Raw genomic sequence first — 26675 nt, 5'->3', positions numbered from 1 at the left:
GATGCTCCTGCGGGGAGACAGCATGGACAGTTCACGCTACCGGGTGACGGGCCGCCCGCGAAGAGCGGAAACTACCCGATAGTAGGTCTTCTCGGTCGGGCGTGGCCTGCGTACGGTGCCGATATGGCGAACAACATCGCGTGTGAGCGTCCCGAACCCGACTTCACCCTGGCGGAGCTGCGCGGGGACTCCGCGCGGATGGCGCCGCACTGGACGGTCCCTGCGGTGGCGGAGCCCGCGCCCGTACCGCCGTCGCTGATCCACGGGGTGGTGGTGGAGCCGTCGTCCGTCCGGCTCATCGCGGCCACCGCGGAGTACGGCGGCTGACACCCGTACGGCCCAGGGAACCGCTCGTCCGTCCGCTCCGTCACACCCGTGTCTCCCGTCATGCGGGGATACGACTGATGACGTGGACCGACGAAGGAGCGTTGCGGTGAGCGAGACGGAGACCAGTACGGATGTGAGTCCCGGCCGGCGGCGGCCGCCGCTCGCCGTCGCCCTGGTGGCAGCGGCGGTGCTGGCCGCGGGCGGCGGGACGTACCTGGCGGTGGACCGGACGGGCGGCGGGTCGGACGCGGTGGCGACGGGCGCCACGGCGGACGGGCGCGGCGGCCCCGCCCTGTCCCCGTCACCCGGCGGTACGGCTCCGGGTACGGCTTCCGGTGGTACGGGGCCGGGCATCGCGCCGGGCGAGCCGGACCCGGGCGGCGGTGAGCGGTACCGGGTGGCGGGCCCCCTGCCGAAGGCGCCGGAGAGGGGGTACGCGTACCGGGCGCCAGGGAAGGTGACGGCGGCGGACGCGGCGCGGCTCGCGAAGGCGCTGGGCCTTCAGGCGGCCCCGGTGAAGGGCCCGGTGGGCTGGCGGGTCGGCCCGCAGAAGGACGGCTCCGGCCCGTCCCTGAACGTGTACGAGTCGGGCGACTGGCGGTACGAGGCGCGGGGCCCGGTCGGCGACGACTGCGCCCAGGGCAAGCGGTGCGGGACCGGCCCGACCGGCGAGCCGGTGAGCGACGAGGAGGCCCGGCGGGCCGTGGCTCCGCTGCTCAAGGCGCTGGGCATGGCGGACGCCGCCGTGTACTCGGAGGCCCGCGATTCGCTGCGGAACGTTACCGCCGAGCCGCGCGTGGACGGGCTGCCGACCCGGGACTGGGGCACGGAGTTCACGGTGGACGCGGGCGGCGGCGTGGTCCTGGCGGAGGGGCGGCTGAGCAGCCCGGTGCGGGGCGAGGCGTACCCGGTGATCAGTGCCGAGCAGGCGGTGCGCGAGCTGAACCGGACGGTGGGCGCCACCTGGCCGAGGGAGGGTGTCGGCGGCTGCGCGACGACCGTGCCGCACGGTGGGGGCGGTGCCGCGACGGGCACCGGCCGGGCGGGCGTCGCCGGGACGGGCGTGGACGCCGTCGGCACGGGCGGCGCGGGCGTACAGGGCGGCGGCGCGGACGGGAGCGGCGTGGACCCGAGCGGGCCGTGCGCGCCGGACACGAAGACGCCGAAGGCGCCCGGTGAGCCCGAGGTGACCATCCGTACGGTCGCGTTCGGCCTTTCCCCGTCGGTGGGGCGGACCGGGGCGACGCTGGTTCCGACCTGGCTGTTCGAGGGCGAGCGGGACGGGCGGCCGTACCGCTTCGGCTACCCGGCGGTGCCGCTGGAGCGGCTCTACCCGAAGGCGGAGGCGTCCCACCTGACGGTCGCGCCGTACGCGCCGCAGGACCGGCGGCTGCGGGTGTCGTTCACCGGCGGGGCGTGCGGCCAGTACCTGGTGCGGGTGCACGAGAGCGACTCGCAGGTGCGGCTGCGGCTGTTCGAGGTGCCGGCCAGCCCGCAGCGGGTGTGCGTGGCGATCGCGCTGCCGGTGACCGCGACGGTGGACCTGGCCGAGCCGGTCGGCGACCGCGCCGTGGTGGACGCGGCGACCGGGCGGCCCCTTCCTCGGGGCTCCGCGTCGGTGAAGTGAGGGCGCCGCACTTGAGCGGGGCGGGGGGCGCGTCGCCCCCGGGCGGGCTGACGTGGGCGCCTGGCGGGTGCGTCACGGTCGGGCGGGACTGACGGGTACATCACCGGGTGGATCTGGCGGGCGCGTCGCCGGGTGAACCTGACGGGTGCGTCGCCGTCGGGCGGACACCGCCTGGCAGGCGCGTCGGTGCGGAAGGGCGGTGCCCGACGGCCGGGCGGCGGGGGCCTCGCCCGGGGCGTACGAGAACGAAGGCGGCGGCCCTGGACCGGGAGAGGTCCGGGGGCCGCCGCCTTGGTCGTGGGCGCCGTCAGCTGATCAGCTGAAGGAGTCGCCGCAGGCGCAGGAACCCGTGGCGTTCGGGTTGTCGATGGTGAAGCCCTGCTTCTCGATCGTGTCGACGAAGTCGATGGAGGCGCCGCCCAGGTACGGGGCGCTCATCCGGTCGGTGACGACCTTGACGCCGTCGAAGTCCTTGACGACGTCGCCGTCGAGCGAGCGCTCGTCGAAGAAGAGCTGGTAGCGCAGGCCGGAGCAGCCACCCGGCTGAACGGCGACACGGAGCGCCAGGTCGTCGCGGCCTTCCTGGTCGAGCAGGGCCTTGACCTTGGCCGCGGCGGCGTCCGTCAGGATGATGCCGTCACTGACAGTGGTCTTCTCGTCCGATACGGACATCTGCTTTTCTCCCGGGTTGTTCGGAGACTGCTTGCCGACGGTTGCAACCGGCGGGGTCGCCGATTCATTCCGGGCCGCGCCCGGTCCTTCCCTTTCATGCTCGCATACCGCCGCGCGCGCCAGCACCGGAGCGGCGACCGCGAATTCGTCACATCGACACTATGGACATCGTCAAAGTGACGTGAACCAGTTATGATAGATAGCGTCAATTAGACGAAAAGGCTCAGTAGAAAGGGTGCGTGACGTGACCACCGCCCAGCCCCTGGATGTCCAGCCGACGCCGCTCGCCCTGCTGCTGCTCGGCCGCGAGGCCGACCCCAAGAGCGAGCGGGGCGTCGAGTGCCCCGGCGACCTCCCCTCGCCGTCCGACCCGGACCTGGTGGAGCGCGCCCGCGCTGCCAAGGAGAAGCTCGGGGACAAGGTCTTCGTCCTCGGCCACCACTACCAGCGCGACGAGGTCATCCAGTTCGCGGACGTCACGGGCGACTCCTTCAAGCTCGCCCGGGACGCGGCCGCCCGGCCCGAGGCGGAGTACATCGTCTTCTGCGGTGTGCACTTCATGGCCGAGTCGGCGGACATCCTGACCGGCGACGACCAGAAGGTCGTCCTGCCCGACCTGGCCGCAGGCTGCTCCATGGCCGACATGGCCACCGCCGAGCAGGTCGCCGAGTGCTGGGACGTCCTCACCGAGGCCGGGATCGCGGACGTGACCGTCCCCGTCTCGTACATGAACTCCTCGGCGGACATCAAGGCGTTCACGGGCAGGCACGGCGGCACGATCTGCACCTCGTCCAACGCCCGCCGCGCCCTGGACTGGGCCTTCGAGCAGGGCGAGAAGGTCCTGTTCCTGCCCGACCAGCACCTCGGCCGCAACACCGCCGTCCGCGACATGGGCATGTCCCTGGAGGACTGCGTCGTCTACAACCCGCACAAGCCGAACGGCGGGCTGACCGCCGAGGAGCTGCGCGGCGCGAAGATGATCCTGTGGCGCGGGCACTGCTCGGTGCACGGCCGGTTCTCGCTGGACTCGGTCAACGAGGTCCGCGAGCGCGTCCCGGGCGTCAACGTGCTGGTGCACCCCGAGTGCCGGCACGAGGTCGTCGCCGCGGCGGACTACGTGGGCTCGACGGAGTACATCATCAAGACCCTGGAGGCGGCGCCCGCCGGGTCGAAGTGGGCCATCGGCACGGAGCTGAACCTGGTGCGGCGGCTGGCGAATCGTTTCGCCGACGAGGGCAAGGAGATCATGTTCCTCGACCGGACCGTGTGCTTCTGCTCCACGATGAACCGGATCGACCTGCCGCACCTGGTGTGGGCGCTGGAGTCGCTGGCGGAGGGGAACCTGGTGAACCGCATCCAGGTGGACCCGGAGACCGAGCGCTTCGCCAAGCTGGCGCTCGAGCGGATGCTGGCGCTGCCGTAACCGGGCTGCGCGCGTGCTTGAGGGGCGCCCCCTGGTGGGGGCGCCCCTCTTGTGCGTTCCCGCGTCCGCGGAGGCTGTCGTACGTCCGCGTGCGCGGGGCCTTCCGTACTGGCGCGGGCGCCGCCCGGACCCGCGCCGGGCCCCGCGTACGGGAGACCTTCGGGCAGTCCGCGGGCGCCACTGCCTTGCGGGGGCGCGGGCCCCGGTTCCGCGCGTCACCGTGCCCGCGGCGGGGCCCACCGTGTGGCGGGGCCCGCCGCGGGGGCGTCAGCGGGTGGAGGCCGCCGTCTCTTCCGGCTCCGCCTCGCGGGCGGCGGGCGGGGCCTCCTTGGTGGTGTCCGTGCCGCGCTTGGCCGTGCGCTTGGCCGCGCGGCGTTCCTTGCGGAGTTCGACCATCGCGTAGAGGGTCGGGACCAGGAGCAGGGTGAGGAGCGTGGAGGTGATCAGGCCGCCGATCACCACGACCGCCAGCGGCTGGGCGATGAAGCCGCCCTCGCCGGTGATGCCCAGCGCCATCGGCACCAGGGCGAAGATCGTGGCCAGCGCGGTCATCAGGATCGGGCGGAGCCGGTGGCGGCCGCCCTCGACGACCGCCTCGACCACGCCGAGGCCCTGTGCCCGGTACTGGTTGATCAGGTCGATCAGCACGATCGCGTTGGTGACGACGATGCCGATCAGCATCAGCAGGCCGATCATCGCCGGGACGCCCATCGCCGTGTCCGTGACGACCAGCAGGCCGATCGCGCCCGTCGCCGCGAACGGCACCGAGACCAGCAGGATCAGCGGCTGGACCAGGCTCCGGAACGTCGCCACCAGCAGCATGAACACGATCGCGATGGCCGCGAGCATGGCCAGGCCCAGGTTGGCGAACGCCTCCTGCTGGTCCTCCGAGACACCGCCGATGGACGCGGTAGCGCCGTCCGGCAGGTCCAGCGCGTCGATCTTCTTCTGGAGCTCGGCGCTCACCGCGCCCGTGTTGTCGCCGGTCGGCTTCGCCGTGATCGTCGCGGCCCGCGAGCCGTCGATGCGGGTCATCGAGACCGGGCCGGGAACCAGCCGTACGTCCGCGATGTCGCCCAGCTTCACCGGGCCGAGCGGCAGCGCCCGCAGCTCCGCGAGGGTGCGGGCGGGCCGGGCCGAGGTGATGACCACGTCCCGCTCGGTGTCGTCCAGGACCGCCTTGCCGGCCGGGGTGCCGCGCACGGCCTGGGCGACGGCCATGCCGAGCGCCGCGTCCCCGAACCCGGCCTCCGCCGCCTTCGCGGTGGCCCGCACCGACACGCGCGGCACCGACTGGGCGAGGTCGCTCCGCACGTCGGTGACGTCCTTCAGCTCGGCCACCTCCGCCCGTACGGCCTCCGACGCCTCGCGGAGGGTCTTCGCGTCGGCCGCCTTGACGACGACGCTCAGGTCCTGGCTGCCGAAGCCGTCACCGGCGGCGATGGTCGTGTCGCCGATGTCGTCGAGCTTGCCCAGCTCCTCGTCGATCCGGTCGCGGACCTCCTCGGACGACGCCGACTCCGCCAGCTTCACCTGGTACGACGCCTGGTTGGCGCCCGTACCGCCGCCGAACGCGGCCATGAAGCCGGACGAGCCGACCGTCACCTGGTAGTCCTCGACGCCCTCGGCCGACGCGAGGACCTTCTCGACCTTCTTCGCGGCCGCGTCCATCGCGTCCAGGCTGGTGCCCGGCGGCAGTTTCTGCTTCACCGACAGGACGGTCTGCTCGCCCTGGTCGAAGAAGTTCGTCTTCAGCAGCGGCGCCATGCCGAAGGTGCCGAGCAGCACCACGACGGCGATGCCCAGGCTGGTGAGGCGGCGGCGCGTCGCGAACCGCAGCACCGGCACGTACATCCGCTGGAGGCGGCTGCGGGCCTCCTTCTCCTCGGCGGCGCGGCGCGCCTCGTCCGGGTCGGCCGACGTGCCCTTGGGGGCGCGCAGGAACCAGTACGAGAGGACCGGCACGACCGTCAGCGACACGAGCAGCGACGCCAGCAGGGCCGCCGTGACGGTCAGCGAGAACGAGCCGAACAGCTCGCCGACCATGCCGCCGACCAGGCCGATGGGGAGGAACACGGCGACGGTGGTGAGCGTCGAGGACGTCACCGCCCCGGCGACCTCCCGGACGGCCGTGAGGATGGCCGCCTGGCGCTCCTCGCCGTAGCCGAGGTGCCGCTTGATGTTCTCCAGGACGACGATCGAGTCGTCCACGACGCGGCCGATGGCGATGGTGAGCGCGCCCAGCGTCAGCATGTTCAGCGACAGGTCCCGGCTCCACAGCACGAGCAGCGCGAGGACGACGGACAGCGGGATCGACACCGCCGTGACCAGGGTCGAGCGGATCGACGCCAGGAACACGAGGATGACGAGGACGGCGAAGACCAGACCGAGCGCGCCCTCCGTGGTGAGACCGGAGATCGACTTGGCGACGGCGGGGCCCTGGTCGGAGACGACGGTCAGCTCGGCGCCCTCGCCGAGGTCCTTGCGCAGGCCGGGCAGCTTTTCCTCGACGGCCTCGGAGATGGCGACGGCGCTGCCGTCCTTGTCCATGGTGGCCATCACGGCGAGGCTCGGCCTGCCGTTCGTCCGGGTCAGGGACGTACGGGCGGACTCCTCCTGCCTCACGGCGGCGACGTCGCCGAGGCGCACCGCCTTGCCCTTGCCGGGCTCAGCCGCCGGGACGCGCAGGTCCTGGATCTGCTTCAGGGAGGTGAAGCCGCCGCCGACCTGCACGGTGCGGCTCTCACCGGCCTCCGAGAACGAGCCCGCGGGGACGGTCGCGCCGCCCGAGCGGAGCGCGTCCGCGAGCCGCGCGGTCGTCAGCCCGGCCGCGGCGAGCTTCCGGTCGTCGGGCGTGACGGAGACCTGGACGTCCTGGACGCCGCTGACGGAGACCTGGCCGACGCCGTCGATGTCCTCCAGCGCGGGGACGACGGTCCGCTCCAGCAGGTCGGCGAGGGCCTGCTGGTCCTTGGCCGTGGACGACGCGGCGAGGACGACGGTCGGGATGTCGTCCGTGGAACCGGCGATGACCTGCGGGTCCACCCCGTCGGGCAGCATGGCGCGGGCGCGGTTCACCGCCTGCTGGACGTCGGCGACGAGCTGCTTGGCGGACTCGTCGCCGTAGTCGAAGGTGGCCATGATCAGGGCGTTGCCCTCGCTGGCCGTGGAGGTGACGCCCTTGATGCCGTCCACGGCCTCCAGGGAGCTCTCCAGGGGTTCGACGACCTGCTTCTCGACCACTTCGGGCGAGGCGCCCTGGTACGGCGCGAGGACCGAGACCATGGGCAGTTCGATGGACGGCAGGAGCTGCTGCTTGAGCTGGGGTATCGCGATGGTGCCGAAGACGATCGCGATGATCGACATCAGGCCGATGAGGGCCCGCTGGGCGAGGCTGAATCTGGACAGCCAGGACATGGCGTCGTGAGTCTCTCTTCCGGGGTGCGGCTTGGCGGCCGGCGGCCCGGCGCCGGATCGGGTCCGGTCCGGTGCGGTACCGGACCGGGTCCGGCGCCGATGCGGGTTAGGGTCCGGTGCTGGATCGGGTCCGGGTCCGGGTCCGGTGCCGGTTCTCGTGGGCGTTCCGGTGTTCGGTCGGGTCCGGTCCGGTGCCGGGTCGGGGCGGGTCGTACGGTCCCCCACACCATCCGCCATCGGAGAGGGGTGTTCCCTCGCCCCCAGGTCCATTCCTGACGCGGTCCGCTACCGCGTTCGGAGTACGCCGGGAGGCGGCTCAGTCCACCCTCGGGCGTACCAGCCCCGACTCGTACGCGATGACGACCAGCTGAGCGCGGTCGCGGGCCCCGAGTTTCGCCATGGCCCGGTTCACATGCGTCTTGACGGTGAGCGGGCTGACCTGGAGGCGCCCGGCGATCTCGTCGTTGGAGAGCCCCGCGGCGACATGGACCAGCACCTCGCGCTCACGGCCCGTCAGACCGGCCAGCCGCTCGGCGTGCCCGGGGCCGCCGGGACCGGCCGGGTGCGGCCCGCCGTCGGCGCCCCCCGCGCCCGGCGCGACCCGCGGGCTCTGGGCGAGGAACGTGGCGATCAGGCCCTTGGTCGCGGCGGGCGACAGCAGGGCGTCCCCGGCGGCGGCGACCCGGATGGCGCTCAGCAGCTCGTCCGGTTCGGCGCCCTTGCCGAGGAAGCCGCACGCCCCGGCGCGCAGCGACTGCACGACGTACTCGTCCACCTCGAACGTCGTCAGCATCACCACGTGGACATGGGCGAGCGCCGGGTCGGCGGAGATCTCGCGGGTCGCCGCCAGGCCGTCCGTACCGGGCATGCGGATGTCCATCAGCACCACGTCCGGCGAGGTCGTACGGGTCAGGGCGACCGCCTCGGCGCCGTCCGACGCCTCGCCGACGACCCGCATGTCCGGCTCCGACTCGACCAGCACCCGGAACGCGCTGCGCAGCAGGGCCTGGTCGTCGGCGAGCAGCACCTTGATCGGCTCGTTCGTCGTCATGGGACCAGGTCCTCTCCGGAGCGTGTGGTGAGGGGAAGTATCGCCTGCACGCGGAAGCCGCCCCCGTACCGGGGACCGGTGGAGAGCGCCCCGCCGATCGCCGCGACCCGCTCGCGCATGCCGAGCAGCCCGTGCCCGCCGGGTGCCCGGTCGGCGGGGGCGGCGGGTCCGGGGCGCGGCGCGGCGGTGCTGTCCGCGGGGCCGGGTCCGGGGCCGGGGGTGCCGCCGTCGTCCAGCACGGTCACCTCGATGGTCCGGCCGACGCGCAGGACGCTGACCTCGGCGGTCGCGTCGGTGCCCGCGTGCTTGCGGACGTTGGTGAGCGCCTCCTGGACGATCCTGTACGCGGCGAGGTCCACGGCGGCCGGAAGGTGCGTGTCCTGGTCGGTGCGGGCGAGGCGCACGGGGAGACCGGCGTGGCGGAACGTGTCCAGCAGGTCGTCCAGGACGGCCAGGCCCGGCGCGGGCTCGGTGGGCGCCTCCGGGTCGCCGGACTGGCGGAGCAGGCCGACCGTGGCGCGCAGCTCGTCCAGCGCGCTGCGGCTGGCGTCCCGTACGTGCGCGAGGGCCTCCTTCGCCTGGTCGGGGCGGCGGTCCATGACGTGCGCGGCGACCCCGGCCTGGACGTTGACCAGGGCGATGTGGTGGGCGACCACGTCGTGCAGGTCGCGGGCGATGCGCAGGCGCTCCTCGGCGACGCGGCGGCGGGCCTCCTCCTCGCGGGTGCGCTCGGCGCGCTCGGCACGCTCCCGTATGGCGTCGACGAACGCGCGGCGGCTGCGGACCGCGTCGCCCGCGGCGGCGGCCATGCCCGTCCACGCGAAGACGCCCAGGTTCTCCTGGGTGTACCAGGGGGCTGAGCCGAAGAACATGGCGGCGGCCGTCAGGACCGTCATCGTCGCGAGGCCGACCCGCCACGTGGTGGGCCGGTCGGTGCGGGAGGCGACCGTGTACAGGGCGACGACCGCGCTCATCGCCACGGGCGCGGCGGGGTCCCCCGCGACGAACTCGGCGACCGTGACGGCGCCGGTGCAGGCGAGGACCTGCTTGGGCGCGCGGCGCCGCGCCACGAGGGCGGCGGCGCCCACCACCATGAGCAGGACGCTGCCGGGGCCGGGGGTGCGGGTGCCGAACGTGGGGCCGCTGCCGTCGCCGTGCGGATCGGCGAACGAGCCGAGGACCATCGCCCCGAGGACCGCCGTGGCCAGGAGCGCGTCGAAGGCGAGCGGGTGCGCGCGCAGCCGGTCGCGGCAGCGGGTGAGGGCGTTTCCTTGTGCCGGCACACCCGAGAGGGTAGCCCCGGCCCCGCACCGGCCCCGCCGCCCGCCGCCCGCCGGAAAGGGGCGGGGGCGGTCCGGTACGAGTGCGGGCGCGGCCGGTCGGGCGCGGAGTGGGCCGGTACGGGCGCGGGGCGGGGCCGCCGCACCTGTACCGGTACGAGGACTCCGCCCAGTACGGGGAGTCCCGCAAGGGCCAGGACTACAGCGGCGGGATCAGGCCGTCGTCGGAGAGGAGGGAGCGCACGTCCTCCAGGGAGGCGTCCGGCGACGGGAGGATCAGCTCCGACGGCTCCAGGGAGTCGTCCGGGAGCCGCTCGCCCAGCTCCCGCACGCGGCCCAGCAGGGCGTGCAGGGTCCGGCGGAAACCGGCCTCGTCACCGGTCTCCATCTCGGCGAGCAGCTCGTCGTCCAGCCGGTTCAGCTCGGCGAAGTGCCAGTCGGCCAGCCTGACCTGGCCCTCCCCCATGATCCGTACGATCATGACGCGCCGTCCTTAGCTCGTGAGCTCCTGAGCTCCTGTGGAACGCCGGCCCCCGGCCGGGCCTCAGCTCTTGTCGAACCGGGGCCGTGCCTGGCCCTGGCCCTGCGCCTGGCCCTGCTGCGTGCCGTCGCCGCCCTCGATGGCCTGCTGCGGGGTCGTACCGCCCGCCAGCTCGGCCTTCATCCGCTGGAGCTCCAGCTCCACGTCCGTACCGCCCGACAGGCGGTCCAGCTCGGCCTGGATGTCGTCCTTGGCGAGGCCCGACTGGTCGTCGAGGGCGCCGGACGCGAGCAGCTCGTCGATGGCACCGGCGCGGGCCTGGAGCTGCGCCGTCTTGTCCTCGGCGCGCTGGATGGCCACGCCCACGTCGCTCATCTCCTCCGAGATGCCGGAGAACGACTCGGCGATGCGGGTCTGCGCCTGCGCGGCCGTGTACGTCGCCTTGATGGTCTCCTTCTTCGTACGGAAGGCGTCCACCTTGGCCTGGAGGCGCTGCGCGGCGAGCGTCAGCTTCTCCTCCTCGCCCTGGAGCGTCTGGTGCTGCGTCTCCAGGTCGGTCACCTGCTGCTGGAGCGCGGCCCGCCGGGACAGCGCCTCGCGGGCGAGGTCCTCGCGGCCGAGCGCCAGCGCCTTGCGGCCCTGGTCCTCCAGCTTGGCGGACTGGCTCTGGAGCTGGTTCAGCTGGAGTTCGAGGCGTTTGCGGGAGGTCGCCACGTCGGCCACGCCGCGGCGGACCTTCTGGAGCAGCTCCAGCTGCTTCTGGTACGAGTAATCGAGGGTCTCGCGCGGGTCCTCGGCCCGGTCCAGGGCCTTGTTCGCCTTCGCGCGGAAGATCATCCCCATACGCTTCATGACACCGCTCATGGGCTTCGCGCGCCCCCTTCTGAACCGACTCGGCTGCAGCACTCCGACAGAACCCACAGTACGGGCCCTGCTTCCATTACCGCACTGTTCGAGCGCTGATGCGCTCCTCCCCAAGGACGACTGACGACGGGCCTTCCTCCAGCGCAGGGAGTAGAAGGACGTCGGGGCGACCGCCGGGGCCTGCCTGTGGGGACGCGGGCCGTTGCCGGATCGTTCCCCGCCGGGGTGGGGTCCATGCGCGGCACCCCGTACCCTTGGGCTTTGTGTTCCGTAGCCGTTCGAAGGATGAGAAGGCCCCCACCGGCAAGGTGACGGCGGACCTCTCCAAGCAGCCCCGCGACCCGCAGGCCCCGAAGGGCCGCCCGACCCCGAAGCGGAGCGAGGCCCAGACCCAGCGCCGCCGCGCGGTGACGCCACCGCTCGACCGCAAGGAGGCGATGCGCCGCCAGCGCGAGGCCCGCCGTGCCGACCTGGCCCGCCAGCGCGAGGCGCTGGCGACGGGCGACGAGCGTTTCCTGCCCGTCCGCGACCGGGGGCCGGTCCGCCGCTTCGTGCGCGACTTCGTCGACTCGCGGTTCTTCGTCGCCGAGATGTTCCTGCCGCTGGCGGTGGTCATCCTCGTCCTGTCGGTGATCCAGGTCGGCAACATGCAGGCGATCGCCACGATGCTGTGGCTGGGCGTCATCGTCCTGATCATCGTGGACTCGATCGGCCTGTCGATCCGTCTGAAGAAGCAGCTGAAGCAGCGCTTCCCGGACGAGCCGAAGCGCGGCGCCGTGGCGTACGCCCTGATGCGCTCGCTCCAGATGCGCCGACTGCGGCTGCCGAAGCCGCAGGTCAAACGGGGAGAGCGGCCCTGAGCACCGCGGTCTCCGGTTGCGGAGGCGCGGCGGCGGAATGGCTGGGCGGGCTCGGCGGACTGCGTGACACGGTCCGCCAGGAGCTCATCGCGCGCCAGCTGGACGAGCAGATAGGCGCCCGCTACCCGGTGGGCCAGCGGCTGCGGATACTCGACGTCGGCATGGGCCAGGGCACGCAGGCCCTGCGGCTGGCGCGGGCCGGGCACACGGTGACCGGGCTGGAGTCCGACCCGGAGATGCTGAAGGTCGCCCGCGAGGCGCTGGCAGGGGAACCGGCGGGCATCCGCGAGCGGTTCCGGCTGATCGAGGGCGACGGCCGGGAGACCGGCGTGCACTTCCTGCCGGGGAGCTTCGACGTCGTGCTGTGCCACGGCGTGCTGATGTACGTGGACGAGCCCGACGCCATGCTGGCCGGACTCGCCCGGATGCTGGCGCCCGGCGGCCTGCTGTCCCTGGTCGTACGGAACGCGGACGCGCTGGCCATGCGGCCGGGGCTGACCGGGGACTGGGCCGGTGCCCTCGCCGCGTTCGACGCGGACACGTGCGCGAGCGAGCTGGGCGTGCCGATGCGCGCCGACCGGCTCGACACGCTGACGGCCACGCTCGCCGGGATCGCGGCGCCGCTCCAGGCCTGGTACGGCGTGCGGGTCTTCACCGACACGGTGCCCAAGGACGAGGGCCTGCCCGCCGCGCAGGAGCTGGACCGGCTGCTGGCCGCCGAGGACCGCGCGGGCCGCACCGACCCGTACCGCAGGGTGGCGTCGCTGCTGCACCTGTGCGGCGTACGGGGCTGAGCGGAGGCGTTCGTCGCGCGCCGGGCGCGTGGCCCTGGCGGTCGTGTACGTGCGTGCCGGACGCCCGCGCGGGTGCGGGCCGTCTCGTGCGTGTGGGCCGGCCCCGTCGCGTACCTCCCGCGTCGCCGCCCGGCCCCGCCGCGTACCGCTGCGTCGCCGCCCGGGCCTCCGTCGCGTACCTCCTGCCTCACCCCGGCCCCGTCGCGTATCGCCTGATCCGTGGCCCGGCCTCCGCCGCGTACCCGTTTCGTGCGCGTCGCCGTGCCGCGTTGTGACCGCCCCGCCGGCGGTGGCCCGAACCGCCCCGGCGTGATCCCTCCCGCCCCCGTGCCCCTCCCGACTCGACTCGATCTCGCCCGTCCGGCGGGCAGGCGGGGGCGGGGTTTTCGCGTCCTTGCCGGTGTGAGTAGTGGTGAAGACGCTGGAGACAAGGGGGCCTCGACGCCCCGACTGCCCGCCCGCGAGACCTGGCGGGCCCTGTACAGGCACTTCCGGCCGCACCGGGCGGTCGTCGCGCTGGGCACGCTGCTGGCGCTGGTCGGCACCGTGGCCGGTCTCGCGCAGCCGCTCGCCGCGAAGACGCTGGTGGAGCGGCTCGGCAGGGCCGAGTCGATCACGGGCGTCCTGCTGGGCCTGACCGCGCTGGTCGTCGCGGGCGCGGTGGTCCAGGCGACCGGCTCGTACCTCCTGGAGCGCACCGCCGAGTCGGTGGTGCTCGCCGCGCGCCGGTCGCTGATCGGGCGGCTGCTGCGGCTGCGGCTCGCGGAGGTGGAGCGGACCCAGCCGGGCGACCTGATGTCGCGGATCACCTCGGACACGACGCTGCTGCGGGCCGTGACGACCCGGTCGGTTGTCTCGGCGGTGACGGGTTCGCTGGGTTTCCTGGCGACGCTCGTGATGATGCTGCTGATGGACGCCGTGCTGCTCGGTGTGACGCTGGGCGTGATCGTGCTGATCGGCGGGGCGTTCGCGCTGGCCATGCCGAGGATCGCGGAGGCGACGCGGCGTTCGCAGGAGGCGGTCGGGGAGATATCCAGCCGTCTGGAGAGGGCGTTCGGGGCGTTCCGCACGGTGAAGGCGTCGGGCGCGGAGGCGCGGGAGACGGCCGTCGTGGAGGCGGCGGCGCGGGACGCGTGGCGGCACGGGGTGAAGGCCGCCAAGTGGCAGGCGGTCGCCGGTTCGTCGGTGGGGCTCGCGGTGCAGGTGTCGTTCCTGGCGGTGCTGGGCATCGGCGGGGCGCGGGTCGCGTCCGGGGCGATCACCGTGGCGGAGCTGATCGCGTTCCTGCTGTACCTGTTCTATCTGATCGAGCCGGTGTCGGAGCTGGTCGAGGCGGTCACGCAGTACCAGGTGGGGTCGGCGGCGATCGCCCGTATCGAGGAGGCTGAGCGGCTGGAGGCCGAGGACCCGGAGGACCAGGGCGGCGCCGTGGCGGCCGGGCGCGGGCCCGCGTCGGTCGTCTTCGAGAACGTGGGCTTCCGGTACCGGGAGGATTTGCCGTACGTCCACCACGGGGTGTCGTTCGAGGTGGCGGGGCCGGGCATGACCGCGTTCGTCGGGCCGTCGGGCGCGGGCAAGACGACGGTGTTCGGGCTGGTCGAGCGGTTCTACGAGGCGACCGGCGGCCGGGTCCTGGTGGACGGCAGGGACGTACGGGACTGGCCGGTCGCCGAGCTGCGGGGCGCCATCGGGTACGTGGAGCAGGACGCCCCGGTGCTGGCGGGGACGCTCCGCGAGAACCTCGTGTTCGCGGCGCCCGGCGCGACGGAGGAGGAGATTTGGGAGGTGCTCGTACGGGCCCGGCTCGACGCGCTGGTGGAGCGGCTGCCGGACGGTCTGGACACGGTCGTGGGGCACCGGGGCTCCAAGCTGTCGGGCGGGGAGCGGCAGCGGGTCGCCGTCGCCCGGGCGCTGCTGCGCAAGCCCCGGCTGCTGCTCCTGGACGAGGCGACGTCGCAGCTGGACGCGGTGAACGAGCTGGCGCTGCGGGACGTCGTCGCGGAGGTGGCGCGGGAGGTGACCGTGCTGGTGGTGGCGCACCGGCTGTCGACGGTGACGCTGGCGGACCGGATCGTGGTGATGGACGCGGGCCGGGTACGCGCGATGGGCACCCACGAGGAACTCGTGGCCGGTGACCCGCTGTACGCGGAGCTGGCGGCGACCCAGTTCCTGGCGACGCGGGGGTAGGGGCGCGGCGGGGCCTCGGGAGCCAGGCGCGGGGGCCGGTGGCAGGGCGCGGGCCCCCTGATCGGGTGCGCTGCGGGGGCAGGGACATGGGGGCGAAAGGGATACTCCGGACATGGATGCCCTCCTGTCGCGTGTGCGTGCGCTGTCGCTGCCCCTCGTCGCCGCGGTGGGCGCGGTCGCCCTGCTGGCCGGCTGCACCACGGCCCTGCCGCCCGCCGGGCCCGCGGCGGCGGGGCCCCGCGCCTCGGGCACGGCCCGGGCGCAGGCACCGGCGCCCGCGCCGCGGCAGCAGCCGGGTGACCTCCAGAGCGACTACCAGGCCGTCATCAAGGAGGTGCTGCCGTCGGTCGTCACCATCGAGGCGGGCGAGAGCCTGGGCTCCGGGGTCGTCTACGACGCGCAGGGCCACATCGTCACGAACGCGCATGTCGTCGGCTCCGCCCGCAGCTTCCGCGTCACGGTCGCCACCCGGGAGCAGCCCCTCGCGGCGCGGCTGATCTCCAGCTACCCGGAGCAGGACCTCGCCGTCATCAAACTCGACGGCCCGCCGCCCGAGGGGGTGCGGCCGGCGCGGTTCGGCGACTCGGCGAAGGTGGAGGTCGGGCAGATCGTCCTGGCGATGGGGTCGCCGCTGGGCCTGTCCGGCAGCGTGACGCAGGGCATCGTGTCGGCGATCGGACGCACGGTCAGCGAGAGCCGGAGCGGCGGGGGTACGGGCGCGACGATCGGCAACATGGTGCAGACGTCGGCGCCGATCAACCCGGGCAACAGCGGGGGCGCGCTGGTGAACCTGAACAGCGAGGTCATCGGCATCCCGACGCTCGCGGCAGCGGACCCGGAGGTGGGCGGCGGGACCGCGCCCGGGATCGGGTTCGCCATCCCCGTGTCGATGGTGCGGACGGTCGCGGACCAGATCGTGAAGTACGGGAGCGTACGGGATTCCGGGCGGGCCGCGCTGGGGATCTCGGGGCGGACCGTACTGGACGACGAGTACCGGCCCACGGGGGTCGCGGTGGAGCGGGTCATGGAGGGCGGGGCGGCGCAGGGGGCCGGGATGCGGGTGGGGGACATCATCACCCGGGTGGGTGACGCCGAGATCACGACGATCACGTCGCTGCTGGAGGCGCTGGCGACCCTGAAGCCGGGCGAGAAGGTGCCGGTCCGCTTCCTGCGCGGCGGCAAGCCCCGCACGGCCCAGGTGACGCTCGGCGAGATGTGACCGGCCCGTTCCACCCCTGTCCCCTTCGCCCCCGGCGCCCTCGCCCCTGCGGGCCGGCCCGGCGGGAGCGGCTGCCACAGCAGTCGGCACCGGGGACCGGCCCGCGGGCGAGGATGAGCCTCCGCGCGGTCAGGCCTCGGCGTTCAGGGGCATGGGGCCGTAGATCTTGGTGTCGTCCTCGTACAGGGACACCTGGTCCGCGCCGCCCTCCAGGAGGTCACGCCAGGTCTCGCCGATCCAGGACTCCGCGTCGCCCTGCGTGGTGAACTCCTCCGGCCGCACCGCCGGCTCCACCTCCGTGCCGTCGGCCTTCTCGAACCGCCACGTCCACGCCATGTGCCCCTCCAAGGGTCCGCACCAGTGCTGGTTCCTGCCCGCAGCGTAGCCGGGCGCGCAGTCGTGCGGGGCTCGCGGGAGGATCGGGTACGTGGAACTGACTCTGCTCGGCACCGGAGCCCCGGCCGGACTCCCCCGCCCCGGCTGCCCCTGCGCCGCGTGCGCCACCGCACGCGGCCCCCACGCGCGCGCCGCGGCCTCCCTGCTCGTGGACGACGCGCTCCTCCTCGACCTCACGCCCGGCGCCGCCCTCGCCGCCGCCCGCGCGGGGCACACCCTCACCGGCGTACGGCAGGTGCTGCTCACGCACCCGCACGACGGGCCGCCCGTCGAGCTGCCCGCCGGGCTGCCGTCCGCCGGGCGCGTCCCGGACGGGCGCGAGCTCACCCTCATCAGCGGGCACCGCGTGCGGGCCGTGCCGATGGACGCGCCCGGCACCGGCTACGAGGTGACGTCCCTGGAGGGCGCCCGGCTGCTGTACCTCCCGCCCGGCGGCGCACCCGCAGGGGCGGCCGCGCCGCAGCGCCCGTACGACCTGGTCGCCCTCGACGTGACCGCCCGGCCCGACGCGCTGGCCCGGCTGCGGGCGTCCGGCGCGGTGGGCCCCGACACCGACGTGCTGGCCGTGCACGTGGACCACGACGTGCCGCCCGGCCCGGAGCTGGACCGGCGGCTGGCCGCGGCCGGCGCCAGGGCCGTACCGGACGGGACGACGCTGACGGTCGGCGCGTACCGGGAGACCCCCGTACCGCCCCGCCGCACGCTGGTCACCGGCGGTGCCCGGTCCGGCAAGTCCCTTGAGGCGGAGCGGCGTCTGGAGGCGTACCCGGACGTCGTGTACGTGGCGACCGGCGGCGCGCGGGACGGCGACGCCGAGTGGGCGGCCCGCGTCGGCGCGCACCGGGAGCGGCGGCCGTCCTCCTGGCGCACCGAGGAGACCTGCGAGGTGGCCGAACTGCTGACCGCCGACGGGCCCCCGCTGCTGGTGGACTGCCTGTCGCTGTGGCTGACCGACGCGATGGACCGGGTCGGCGCCTGGGACGACGACACGTGGGCCCGTACGGGCGAGAAGGCCCTGCGCGAGCGGGTCGCCGAGCTGGTCGCCGCCGTCCGCGCCACGCCCCGCGTGGTCGTCGCCGTCACCAACGAGACGGGCTCCGGCGTCGTGCCCGCGACGGCGGCCGGACGGCGCTTCCGGGACGAGCTCGGGCGGCTCAACGCGGCCTTCGCGGACGAGTGCGAGCAGGTGTTGCTCGCGGTGTCGGGGCAGGTTCTCGTGCTGCGCGGCTGATCGTCTTGTCGGCCCGGTACTGTTCCGCGAATGAGCAGGCTGAATCTCGACGACTTCTCCGAACTGATCGAGCGTCCGGACAGCGGCGTCCGCCGGGACGCCGAGGAACGCCGGGAACGGCTGACCGTGCCGCCCGGCGCGCTCGGCCGCCTGGACGAGCTCGGGGAGTGGCTGGCCGCCGCTCAGGGCGCCGTGCCCGTGCGGCCGGTGGAGCGGCCGAAGGCCGTGCTGTTCGCCGGGGACCACGGGGTGGCCGCGCTCGACGTGTCGGGCCGCCCGGCCGGTACGGCGCACACCCTCGTACGGGCGGTGCTCGACGGGGCGAGCCCGGTCGCCGTGCTGGCGCGGCGCGCCGGGGTGCCCGTACGGGTCGTGGACGCGGGCCTGGACTGCGATCCCGAGCTGCTGCCCGAGGACGTCGTACGGCACCGGGTGCGGCGCGGCAGCGGACGCATCGACATCGAGGACGCCCTCACCGCCGCGGAGGCCGAGCGGGCCGTACGGCTCGGCATGGCCGTCGCGGACGAGGAGGCCGACTCGGGCACCGACCTGGTCGTGCTGGGCGACCTGAGCGTCGGCGGCACGACCGTGGCGGCCACGCTGATCGCCGCGCTGTGCGGGACGGACGCGTCGGTGGTGACCGGGCGCGGCGGCGCGGGCATCGACGACCTGGCATGGATGCGCAAGTGCGCGGCGGTCCGTGACGCGCTGCGCCGGGCGCGGCCGGTGCTGGGCGACCAGCTGGAACTGCTGGCGACGGTCGGCGGCGCGGACTTCGCGGCGATGACCGGGTTCCTGCTCCAGGCGGCGGTGCGGCGGATGCCGGTCGTCCTGGACGGCGTCGTGTCGGCGGCGTGCGCGCTGGTGGCGCAGCGGGCCGCGTTCCGGGCGCCCGACTGGTGGCTGGCCGGGCAGGTCAGCGGGGAGCCCGCGCAGGCGAAGGCGTTCGACCGGATGGCGCTCAACCCGCTGCTCGACCACGGCGTCACTGTGGGCGAAGGAACCGGGGCGCTGCTCGCCCTCCCCCTCGTCCAGGCCGCGGCGGCGCTCGCGGCGGAGCTGCCGCTGCGGCCCGACCAGCCGCGGGCGGAGGACGCGTCCGGGGAGGGCGGCTCGGACTGACGCGCGCTGCCGGTGCGGCCGCCCCCGTGTGCGGGGCTGGCGCACCGGAGTGCGGAGGCATGGCACGCGGCGGCCCGGATCGCTCGCGTCTCATGCCTTTCGCGCTTTTCAGGGGGATTTCGGTTGACCGCCGGACCAGCAGTACGGGCGTTCGCGCGCCGTGAATGGGGGCCGCTGTTCGGCACGGTGGGCGCGGCGCTGTCCGCGCGGCGGTGGCGGGCCGTGCCGCTGACGCTGGCTGCCGTGTGCCTGACAGCCCTGTTCCAGCTGGTGCAGAACCAGCCGTGGGGGTACGGGCCCGTACAGGCCGTCGGTTCGGTGCGGGCCGACGACCCGCTGTGGGTGGCGCTGCTGCGGACGCCGCTGTCGCTGTTCGTACCGGCGCTCGACCTGCCCGTGTGGGGCGCGCTGGCGCAGATCCTGGTCGTGTTCGGCGTCGCGGAGACCTGCCTGGGCCGGGCGCGGACGCTGGTCGTCGCGTACGTGGCGACGCTGGCCGGGACGATGTACGCGCGGCTCGGCATCGCGCTGGGCCCGGACACGCCGCTGCTGGGGCTGCCCGCGTCGGACGCGCGGGTCGTGGACACGGGCCCGTCGGCCGCGGTGGTGGGGCTGGCGGTGTTCGCGTGCTGGCGGTACCGGGCGTGGCTGACGGGGTGGCTGGTGATCGTCGCCATGGTGGTGGAGGTGGTGGTCAAGCCGAACCTGGCGGGCAAGGAGCACCTGGCGGCCCTGGCGGCGGCCGTGGCCGCGTACGGGGTGGCGCGGTGGCGCCGCCGCCGGGCGTTCCCGTCTCAGGGACGGCCCGGGGGCGGGGGCTTGGCGGGTGGGTCGTCGGTGCCGGGTGGCGCACCGGGGCCGGGTGGGTCGTCGGGGCCGGAGCCGGGCGTGTCGTCGGTGCCGGAGCCGGGTGGGTCGTCGTCGGTGCCGGGGGCGTCGGGGGGCTGAGGCGGTACGGGACCGTCGGGGGACTGAGGCGGTGCCGGGTCGGGGGCGCCGGCGATCAGCTCCTGGAAGCGGCGGCCGAGCCTCGCCCAGCGCCGGTCGTGGCGGCGGGCCCGGCGCGTCGCCCTGGACCGGGTGCGCGGCCTGCGCCGGTACGCGCGGCGTGCCCACGGCGAGTCGGGGCGGGCCAGCCGCAGCGCGCCGACCACCGCGACGAGCGGCACCAGCACCCCGACGACCGCCATGCGGAACTTGCCCTTCAGTAGCGTGACCACGACGAACAGCAGGTTCAGACCGACGGTGACCAGCAGGTTCACCCGGTCCCGCCGCTCGTCCGGGGTCAGCGCGTCCACCCCGAGCGGCGACGAGCCGCCGAGGACCAAGGCGACCAGCGCGGTGGTGAGGACGACCGCCTCCACGCTGCGGCGGCCCTGCTCGGTCCAGTACACGTCCGCGAGGTGCAGGATCAGCGCGAACTCGTCCAGGACCAGCCCCGCCCCGATGCCGAACACCAGCGCGCAGACGGCGGCGGCCGTGTGCCCCCGCGCGCCGATCGCGCCGAAGCCGCCGATCAGGGTGAGGACGACACCGGGCACGACGTGGTGGACGTGGACGCCGCCGGTGCTGATGTTGCGGAACGGGCCCCGTCCGGCCCGGATGAGCCGGGTGACGGTCCGCGTCACCAGGAACGTCAGCACGAACGACGCGAGCGCCAGCAGCAACGGCAGCTTGCCGGGCTCCACGATGTTGCGGGTGAACCAGTGACCCATGCCACCCCCGTCCGGAATAAGGCGTTATGCGGAAATCTATCCGGACCGGGGGCGCGGGGCAGGGACTAGTGTGCCCGCGGTGACGACCACCGACCCGCTCCCCCGCCTCCACGGCCTGCGCTTCGCCTTCGGCACGCTCACCGTCCTGCCCGCGCGCGTGACGCTCTGGGACCGGGACGCGGCCCGCACCGGGATGCTGTGTGCGCCCGTGGCCGGGCTGGTCGTGGGCGGGTTCGCGGCGGTCGCGGGCGTGCTGCTCCTGCTGCTCGGCGCGGGACCGCTGCTCGCCGCCGTCGCCTCGGCGGCCGTACCCGCCGTGCTGACGCGCGGCCTCCACCTGGACGGGCTCGCCGACACCGCCGACGGGCTGGGCAGCGGCAAGCCCGCCGAGGACGCGCTGCGGATCATGAAGCGGTCGGACATCGGGCCGTTCGGCGTGGTCACCCTGCTGTTCGCGCTGCTGGCCCAGGTGGCGGCGCTGTACGAGCTGTACGGGGAGGGGTGGGCGCGCGGCGCGGTCGCGGCCGTCCTGGCGGGCGCCGTCGCCCGCCTGGCGCTCACCGTCGCGTCCCGTGCCGGGGTACCGGCGGCCCGCCCCGAGGGGCTGGGCGCGGTGGTGGCGGGCACCGTGCCGGTGCGGGGCGCGCTGCTGGTGGGCGCGCTGGTCGTGGCCGCGTGCGCGGGCGCCGGGGCGCTGGTGGGCGCGCCGTCGGCGGCGTACGGCGCCTTGGGGCATGTGGGGGGCGCGCTGGTCGCGCTGGGCGCTGCGGAGCTGCTGCTGCGCCGGTGTGTGCGCCGGTTCGGCGGGGTGACGGGCGATGTGTTCGGGGCGGTCGCGGAGACGGCGGCGACCGCCGCGCTGGTGGTGCTGACGCTGGGCTGAGGCCCTGGAGGCCAGCCGGTCAGCAGGTCAGCGGGCCAGCAGGTCAGCGGGCCAGCAGGTCAGCAGGGCTTGCGCCAGGCGTCCAGGTCGTACTTCTTCCGCATCGAGCTCAGGCCCATGCTCCGCGCCTGCGGGCAGAACCGCCGCGCGGGCAGCTCGTACTCGACGTGGAGGACGGCCTTCCCGGCGTCGAGGAACGGTTTCAGCGCGTCGCACTCGTCGTACTGGGCGCACTGCTCGTTGACGGCGAAGTCGAAGTCCCCGACCAGCTCCGGGATCTGGTCCAGGTCGTTCTTCAGCGCCACGGAGAGGCCGCGCTCGTGGGAGAGGCGGGCGATGAGCCGGTTGTAGCGGAGCTGGTCGGCGGCGGTGAGGGGGAAGCCGGTGTCGTTGGCGTAGCCGTCCATGTTGTCCGGCTCGACGGCGTCGAAGCCCTTCTCGCGGCACATGTCGATGCGGGCCGCCATCAGCGGCTCCAGCACGTCGGTGCGGCGGATGTCGAGCCAGCGCTCGCCCTCCCAGCCGTTGCCCTTGCCCAGCACGGAGGCGGGGAAGCGGGACGCGTCGGGGCGGAAGTCCTCCCAGGCGCCGGTGGAGAGGTAGCAGATCACCTTGCGGCCGCGCCGGTGCAGGTCGGCGACGGCCGACGCGGGCTGGTCGAAGCCGTCGATGTCGTAGACCGGGACGTCCACCGTCGGGTCGAGGCGGCCGGTGAGCTGCCACTGCCACGCCGTGCCCCGCGCGGGCCGCCACGGGGCCGCCGAGGCGCCGGGGCTCGGGCTCACCGCCGCCGAGCCGCCGGGGGCGGGGGTGCCGCGCGGCGGCGGGTCACGGTCGTCGGGGCCTGTGGTGCAGCCCGCGAGCAGCAGGGCCAGGGCGGCCGCGACGGCGACCGGCGGGGAGGGGCGTTTCATGGGCGGTGCTCCAAGCCGTGCGGGAGGGTTCCCCAGGGATGTGCCCCCGCCCCGGGGACGACGCACCGGACGGGCGCGGTGACCGGTGCGTGCGCCGGGGCCGCGTACACGAGGTGGCAGTACGGGTCCGCGCCGGGCGGCTCCGGGTCGCGCCCGGCGTACGCCTCCCAGGGCCCCTCGAACGTCACCGGCAGGTCGCCCAGCGGGAGGTACGCGGGGTGGGGCGGCGCCCCGTGGTTGAGGACGAGCGTGGCGGCGTCGGCCGCGCGGGCCGCCACGGCGAGCCGCCGGTAGTGCGCCAGCAGGGCGGGGTCGGTGGCCACTTGGTCGAGGAACGCGCCGTCCGCGCCGTACCAGTCGCGGTGGCGCAGCAGGTCCCGTACGACGTCGGCGTGCGGGCGGCGGCCGTAGTCCGTGTCGGCGTACCCGAGGACCGGGACGCGGGCGGCGCGCAGCCGGGCGGCGACGGCGGCGAACGCCGGGTCGGGCGCGTCACCGGCGCCGCTGGCCGGGTTGAGCACCACGCCGTACAGCCGGGGCGCGGCCGCGATCAGCGCGTCCCACTCGGCGGGCCGTTCGGCGGGGTGCTCGTAGTACGGCACGAGCAGGTGCATGCGGGGTCCTCGGGGTGGTCGCAGTACCGGTCGGGGGGGCGGGCTCAGTACCGGTGGGCGGTCGCGCGGCCGAGCAGGACGGCGCACAGCGCGGTCAGTACGAGCGCCGCGGCGCCCGCCACCACGGCGCCCACGGCGCGCGGGTCGCCCGCGCCGGTCGCGAGGGTCACCGTCTGCGCCCCCGCCGCGAGCGCGCACACGACGGCGGCGACGGGCACCGCGCCGAACGACTGGAGCAGCAGCGCCGTCCACAGTACGGCGCCGATCATGAGCAGCGTCACCAGCCGTACGCCGCCCAGCTCCGGGGCGCCCGGGATCAGTGCCGTACCGGCAGCGGCGAGCACCAGAAGCACCGTCAGATACCCGGCCAGGCACAGGACGAGGGCGCCGCTCGCCGCGCGGCGGAAGGCGCCCGGTCCTGTGGCGGCCCGCAGCCCGGCGAGGCTCTCGGCGCGGAATCGATACAGCAGCCATTCGGCCGGGCCCATGGAGAGCGTCAGCGCCACCGCCGACGGCGCGGCCACGGCGGCGGCAGGACCGTACGCCAGCACGTCCCCGACGGCCGTGTACAGCACCAGCAGCCCGGTACCGAGCCCGAACAGCCCGTACGGAAGGGAGGCGGCGAGCCGGGGCGCGGCGAGCCGCCCCTCGCGCTCCCAGGCCCCGCGCTCCTCGGCCCCGGGCTCCCCCGCGTCCGGCCGCCCGGACGGCTTCCCGGGCCGTACGCCCGCCCCGGTGCGCCCGGCCCGCGCGCCCGCCCGCAGCGCGCCCTCCACGGCCAGCGCGCGGGCGGCGAGGCCCGTCGCGGCGACGAGCGACAGCAGGAGCAGCGCCACCCGCACCGCGCCCGTCGGGGCCGTCCACAGCGCGGCCACCGCCCCGGCGCCCAGCGGCAGCAGCGCCCCGAACAGGTACCTCTCCCGCCCCAGTACGAGCAGCGCGGTCGCGGCCGCCAGGTAGAGGGACTGCCCGGCGGCGAACGCCACGGCGCCCCACTGGTCCGGCCGGGCCGCCGCCACGGCGACGAGCGCGCCCAGCAGCGCGCCGAGCGGGCCGCCGGTGAGCAGCGTGCGGGCGGCGGCGGCCCGGTCGCCCAGACCCAGCCACGCGTACGCGCGGTGCGACAGCGCCTGGTTCCACACCCAGCCGGTGACGGCCCCGGCGAGCAGCGGAACCGTCCCTGCGGGCAGCCCGGACGCGGCGGGCGGCCCTGCCAGCAGCGGCGCCCCCAGCACGTAGGCGAGACCCGGCAGGGCGAAGACGAGACCGCGCAGCAGGCACGCGCCGAGCCCGGTGTGCCACGGGTCGGCGGGCGGGGCGGGCGGTCCTGTGTGGCGGCGCTCCACGCGCGCGTAGAGCTCCTCCGCGAGGGCGAAGGAGTCCTCGCGGCCGTAGGTGAGCCGTATGTGGTCGTCCGTCATGCCGTCGGACTCCAGGACGGCGGCGATCTCGTCGGGGTGGACGGCCCGGCCGATGAGGTCCTCCAGTCGGGCCGTCAGCTCGTCCACGGGGTCGGCGGCGGCCCACCCGGGACGCTGGCGGGCCGGGCGGCGGGGCACGTACGGCAGGGTGTCGGACGGCGCCCCGGCAAAGGCGCCGCCGGAAGCGCCGGTGCCCACGGGTGTACCGGCTGGTGTTCCGACGGGTGTACCGGGCGGGGTGAGCCAGAGGGAGCCGCTCATCACACCGTCCCCTCGGTGGCCAGCTCGCGGTGCTGCCAGGGGTCGGTGAGGCGCAGCTGGAGGGTCCAGTCGCCGGGGTCGGCGGGTACGGGCTCGGGGTCGGGGAACCCGGCCAGCTCCCGGTAGACGCGCCGGAACTGGTCGACGGAGCGGCGCAGGGTGAACTGGTCCACCACGCGCTGCCGTGCCCGGCGTCCCAGTTCGGCGCGGCGCTCGTCGTCGCGCAGCAGGGCGAGGACGGCCCGCGCCATGGCGGCCGGTTCTCGGGGCGGGACGACGAGGCCCGTGTCGCCGACGGCCTCGCGGACGCCGCCCACGTCGGTGGAGACGGTGGCGCGGCCGCAGGACATGGCCTCGATGAGGGAGAACGGGAAGCCCTCGCTGATGGAGGAGAGCAGCACGAGCGTGCCCGCCGCGTAGGCCCCGGCGACGTCCTCGACACGGCCCTCGAAGGAGACGCCGTCGGCGGCGCCGAGTTCGGCGGCGAGCTTCTCCAGCCGTACGCGGTAGTCGTCGTTGCCCGCCGGGACGGGGCCGAAGAGGCGCAGGCGCAGCTCGGGGACCTCGGCGCGGGCGAGGGCGTAGGCCCGGATCAGGGTCTCCAGGTCCTTGATGGGGTCGACGCGGCCGCACCAGCTGAGGGTCGGCGTGTCGGGCTCGGGTCCCGCGAGGGGGAAGGCGTGCGGATCGACGCCGTTGTAGACGGTCCTGATGCGGTCGGCGGGGGCGCCGCCGCGCTCCTCCCAGCGCCGGTTGTACTGGTTGCACGGGGTGATCAGGTCGGCCTTGCGGTAGCCGAGGGAGTTCAGCTCCCGGTAGAAGCCGAGCAGCAGCGCCTTGACGGGCCACCGCTGGGGCTCGGTGCGGTAGCCGAGGTAGCGCTCGCGCAGGTAGATGCCGTGCTCCGTGAGGAGAAACGGTACGCCTTCGAGGTGCTGGGCGACGAGGGCGGGCAGGGTGGCCAGACCGCTGGACACGGCGTGGGCGACGCAGTCGTCCGGTATGCGGGCGGCGAGCGGGCGCAGGGCGTGTTCGACGAGGTCGGTGGCGGTCAGCGCGTCGTGGACGGTGGGTCGGGCCGCGGCCGTGGCGAGGTGCGGCATGGTCCAGATCCACATGAGGGACCTGAGGGCCGCCTCGGAGCGCAGGGCCGCCGGCAGCCGCCCCTCCCGGGCGAGTCCGGCGAGGCCGAAGAGGCCCTCCGCGAAGTGGGAGCGGGGTGCGGCCGGGTCGAGGATCGCGAGGAGGAACCGTTCGTACGTGTCGATGAACCGGCGGCGCTCCCGGCCGACGAGGGGCCGGGAGCGGCCGGGAGCGGGGCCCCACAGGGGGAACGACGTGTGCCGGTAGACGTTGGGCGGCAGCTGCCAGACGACCGGTTCGCGGCCGTTGCCGGTGAGGGCGAGGACCTGGAAGTCGACCTCGGGCATTCCCCGGACGAGCTGGTCGCACCAGGTGCTCACGCCGCCGTGGACGTGCGGGTAGGTGCCTTCGGTGAGCAGGGTGACATGGCGGCCGCTGCTGAACATGGTGTTTCCCCCGGGGTGGTCGGTCGTACCGGTGTCGCGGACCGGCGGTTCGGCACCGGCCCGGCCCGCCGCGACCCGGTCCGGCACGGTGGCCGGGTCGCGGCGGTGCCGGTCCGGTGCGGTGCGGCCGGGCGCGGTGGCCTGGTCGGTGCGGTGGCCGGTCCGGTGCGGTGAGCCGGGCCCGTGCGGTGACCGGACCGGCGTGCCGGACCAGTCTCGCGGGCCGGCCCGTGCGGTGGTCCGGCCGGTGCGATGCCCGGACCGGACCCGCGCGGTGAGCCGGGCCGGTGAGCCGTACCGGACGCGCCTTCCGAACCCGTGCCGTGACCCGGATCCGTCCACCGCGCGAGCCCGTGCCGTGGTCCGGCGCGGCACGGGACACGGGCC

Annotated in this window: 22 protein-coding genes and 1 pseudogene; 11 read left to right on the top strand and 12 right to left on the bottom strand. The window is 74.9% G+C overall.

The genetic code is table 11. The annotated features are described in order from the left end of the window. Positions 1-123 precede the first annotated feature (123 nt). Together J116_RS21070 and J116_RS31285 are read left to right on the top strand one after the other, a co-directional pair. Entirely contained in the window at positions 124-327 is a 204-nt protein-coding gene (locus J116_RS21070; RefSeq protein ID WP_023589058.1) for a hypothetical protein, read from the top strand. A 106-nt stretch (positions 328-433) separates the two neighbouring features. Further along, entirely contained in the window at positions 434-1954 is a 1521-nt protein-coding gene (locus J116_RS31285; RefSeq protein ID WP_023589057.1) for a hypothetical protein, read from the top strand. A 315-nt stretch (positions 1955-2269) separates the two neighbouring features. Here J116_RS31285 and erpA read toward each other — a convergent pair whose 3' ends face one another. After that, positions 2270-2626 carry an iron-sulfur cluster insertion protein ErpA gene (gene erpA / locus J116_RS21060; protein WP_023589056.1) on the bottom strand — a complete coding sequence of 119 codons (357 nt, stop codon included), beginning with the start codon at positions 2624-2626 and terminating at the stop codon, positions 2270-2272. Positions 2627-2861: 235 nt separating this feature from the next. Here erpA and nadA point away from each other — a divergent pair, with 235 nt between their 5' ends. Further along, a complete protein-coding gene (gene nadA / locus J116_RS21055) occupies positions 2862-4049 on the top strand; it encodes a quinolinate synthase NadA (RefSeq protein WP_028964352.1) in 1188 nt (395 codons plus the stop codon). 267 nt (positions 4050-4316) lie between these two features. Here the strand turns inward: nadA and J116_RS21050 are convergent, their stop codons facing one another. The 5 genes from J116_RS21050 to J116_RS21030 all read right to left on the bottom strand — a co-directional run bounded on the left by J116_RS21050 (position 4317) and on the right by J116_RS21030 (position 11142). Continuing rightward, entirely contained in the window at positions 4317-7466 is a 3150-nt protein-coding gene (locus tag J116_RS21050; protein ID WP_023589054.1) for an efflux RND transporter permease subunit, read from the bottom strand. Between the two features lie 316 nt (positions 7467-7782). Then, entirely contained in the window at positions 7783-8517 is a 735-nt protein-coding gene (locus tag J116_RS21045) for a response regulator (RefSeq protein ID WP_023589053.1), read from the bottom strand. Further along, positions 8514-9800, bottom strand: a complete 1287-nt coding sequence (locus tag J116_RS21040; protein ID WP_023589052.1) for a sensor histidine kinase — start codon at positions 9798-9800, stop codon at positions 8514-8516. Before J116_RS21040 ends, J116_RS21045 begins: the two co-directional genes overlap by 4 nt. 196 nt (positions 9801-9996) lie before the next feature. Beyond that, positions 9997-10278, bottom strand: coding sequence for a PspA-associated protein PspAA (gene pspAA / locus J116_RS21035; protein ID WP_023589051.1), 282 nt, complete (start codon positions 10276-10278; stop codon positions 9997-9999). Positions 10279-10341: 63 nt separating this feature from the next. Continuing rightward, complete coding sequence (locus J116_RS21030; protein ID WP_028964351.1) at positions 10342-11142, bottom strand: PspA/IM30 family protein; 801 nt, start codon at positions 11140-11142, stop codon at positions 10342-10344. Positions 11143-11405: 263 nt separating this feature from the next. Here J116_RS21030 and J116_RS21025 point away from each other — a divergent pair, with 263 nt between their 5' ends. From J116_RS21025 to J116_RS21010, 4 genes are all read left to right on the top strand, one after another. Beyond that, positions 11406-12002, top strand: coding sequence for a DUF3043 domain-containing protein (locus J116_RS21025; RefSeq protein WP_028964350.1), 597 nt, complete (start codon positions 11406-11408; stop codon positions 12000-12002). Continuing rightward, the gene (locus tag J116_RS21020) at positions 11999-12796 is read left to right on the top strand and encodes a methyltransferase domain-containing protein (protein WP_079147932.1); all 798 of its coding nucleotides are present in this window, start codon (positions 11999-12001) and stop codon (positions 12794-12796) included. The genes J116_RS21025 and J116_RS21020 overlap by 4 nt, the downstream gene beginning before the upstream one ends. A gap of 402 nt (positions 12797-13198) precedes the next feature. Continuing rightward, positions 13199-14983: an ABC transporter ATP-binding protein gene (locus J116_RS21015; RefSeq protein ID WP_023589047.1), complete on the top strand. Its 1785-nt coding sequence runs from the start codon at positions 13199-13201 to the stop codon at positions 14981-14983. Between the two features lie 112 nt (positions 14984-15095). Next, positions 15096-16202 carry a S1C family serine protease gene (locus J116_RS21010; protein WP_023589046.1) on the top strand — a complete coding sequence of 369 codons (1107 nt, stop codon included), beginning with the start codon at positions 15096-15098 and terminating at the stop codon, positions 16200-16202. 129 nt (positions 16203-16331) lie between these two features. Here the strand turns inward: J116_RS21010 and J116_RS21005 are convergent, their stop codons facing one another. Continuing rightward, positions 16332-16538 carry a hypothetical protein gene (locus tag J116_RS21005; protein WP_023589045.1) on the bottom strand — a complete coding sequence of 69 codons (207 nt, stop codon included), beginning with the start codon at positions 16536-16538 and terminating at the stop codon, positions 16332-16334. A gap of 91 nt (positions 16539-16629) precedes the next feature. Here J116_RS21005 and J116_RS21000 point away from each other — a divergent pair, with 91 nt between their 5' ends. The 3 genes from J116_RS21000 to J116_RS30455 all read left to right on the top strand — a co-directional run bounded on the left by J116_RS21000 (position 16630) and on the right by J116_RS30455 (position 19899). Beyond that, a complete protein-coding gene (locus J116_RS21000) occupies positions 16630-17829 on the top strand; it encodes a bifunctional adenosylcobinamide kinase/adenosylcobinamide-phosphate guanylyltransferase (protein WP_023589044.1) in 1200 nt (399 codons plus the stop codon). A 30-nt stretch (positions 17830-17859) separates the two neighbouring features. Continuing rightward, complete coding sequence (gene cobT, locus J116_RS20995; protein ID WP_023589043.1) at positions 17860-18951, top strand: nicotinate-nucleotide--dimethylbenzimidazole phosphoribosyltransferase; 1092 nt, start codon at positions 17860-17862, stop codon at positions 18949-18951. 123 nt (positions 18952-19074) lie between these two features. Continuing rightward, the gene (locus J116_RS30455) at positions 19075-19899 is read left to right on the top strand and encodes a hypothetical protein (protein WP_235617371.1); all 825 of its coding nucleotides are present in this window, start codon (positions 19075-19077) and stop codon (positions 19897-19899) included. A 23-nt stretch (positions 19900-19922) separates the two neighbouring features. Here the strand turns inward: J116_RS30455 and J116_RS20990 are convergent. Further along, positions 19923-20666 (bottom strand): annotated as a pseudogene (locus tag J116_RS20990) (hypothetical protein); the annotation flags it as partial. Positions 20667-20736: 70 nt separating this feature from the next. Here J116_RS20990 and J116_RS20985 point away from each other — a divergent pair. Then, positions 20737-21549 (top strand): adenosylcobinamide-GDP ribazoletransferase, encoded by an 813-nt coding sequence (locus J116_RS20985; RefSeq protein ID WP_023589041.1) that lies wholly within the window; start codon positions 20737-20739, stop codon positions 21547-21549. 59 nt (positions 21550-21608) lie between these two features. Here the strand turns inward: J116_RS20985 and J116_RS20980 are convergent, their stop codons facing one another. From J116_RS20980 to pelF, 4 genes are read right to left on the bottom strand one after another with little or no spacing between them, the layout of a single operon-like run. After that, positions 21609-22463 carry an endo alpha-1,4 polygalactosaminidase gene (locus J116_RS20980; RefSeq protein WP_023589040.1) on the bottom strand — a complete coding sequence of 285 codons (855 nt, stop codon included), beginning with the start codon at positions 22461-22463 and terminating at the stop codon, positions 21609-21611. Then, entirely contained in the window at positions 22460-23077 is a 618-nt protein-coding gene (locus tag J116_RS20975) for a spherulation-specific family 4 protein (RefSeq protein WP_023589039.1), read from the bottom strand. The genes J116_RS20980 and J116_RS20975 overlap by 4 nt, the downstream gene beginning before the upstream one ends. A 44-nt stretch (positions 23078-23121) precedes the next feature. After that, positions 23122-24759, bottom strand: a complete 1638-nt coding sequence (locus tag J116_RS20970; RefSeq protein WP_028964345.1) for a hypothetical protein — start codon at positions 24757-24759, stop codon at positions 23122-23124. Further along, positions 24759-26288 carry a GT4 family glycosyltransferase PelF gene (pelF, locus tag J116_RS20965; RefSeq protein WP_028964344.1) on the bottom strand — a complete coding sequence of 510 codons (1530 nt, stop codon included), beginning with the start codon at positions 26286-26288 and terminating at the stop codon, positions 24759-24761. The genes J116_RS20970 and pelF overlap by 1 nt, the downstream gene beginning before the upstream one ends. Between the last annotated feature and the right edge of the window lie 387 nt (positions 26289-26675).

The sequence above is a fragment of the Streptomyces thermolilacinus SPC6 genome (genome assembly GCF_000478605.2).
GTDB lineage: Bacteria > Actinomycetota > Actinomycetes > Streptomycetales > Streptomycetaceae > Streptomyces > Streptomyces thermolilacinus.
The sequence above is the reverse complement of the archived record's forward strand: the minus strand, read 5'-3'. Positions and strand labels throughout refer to the sequence as shown.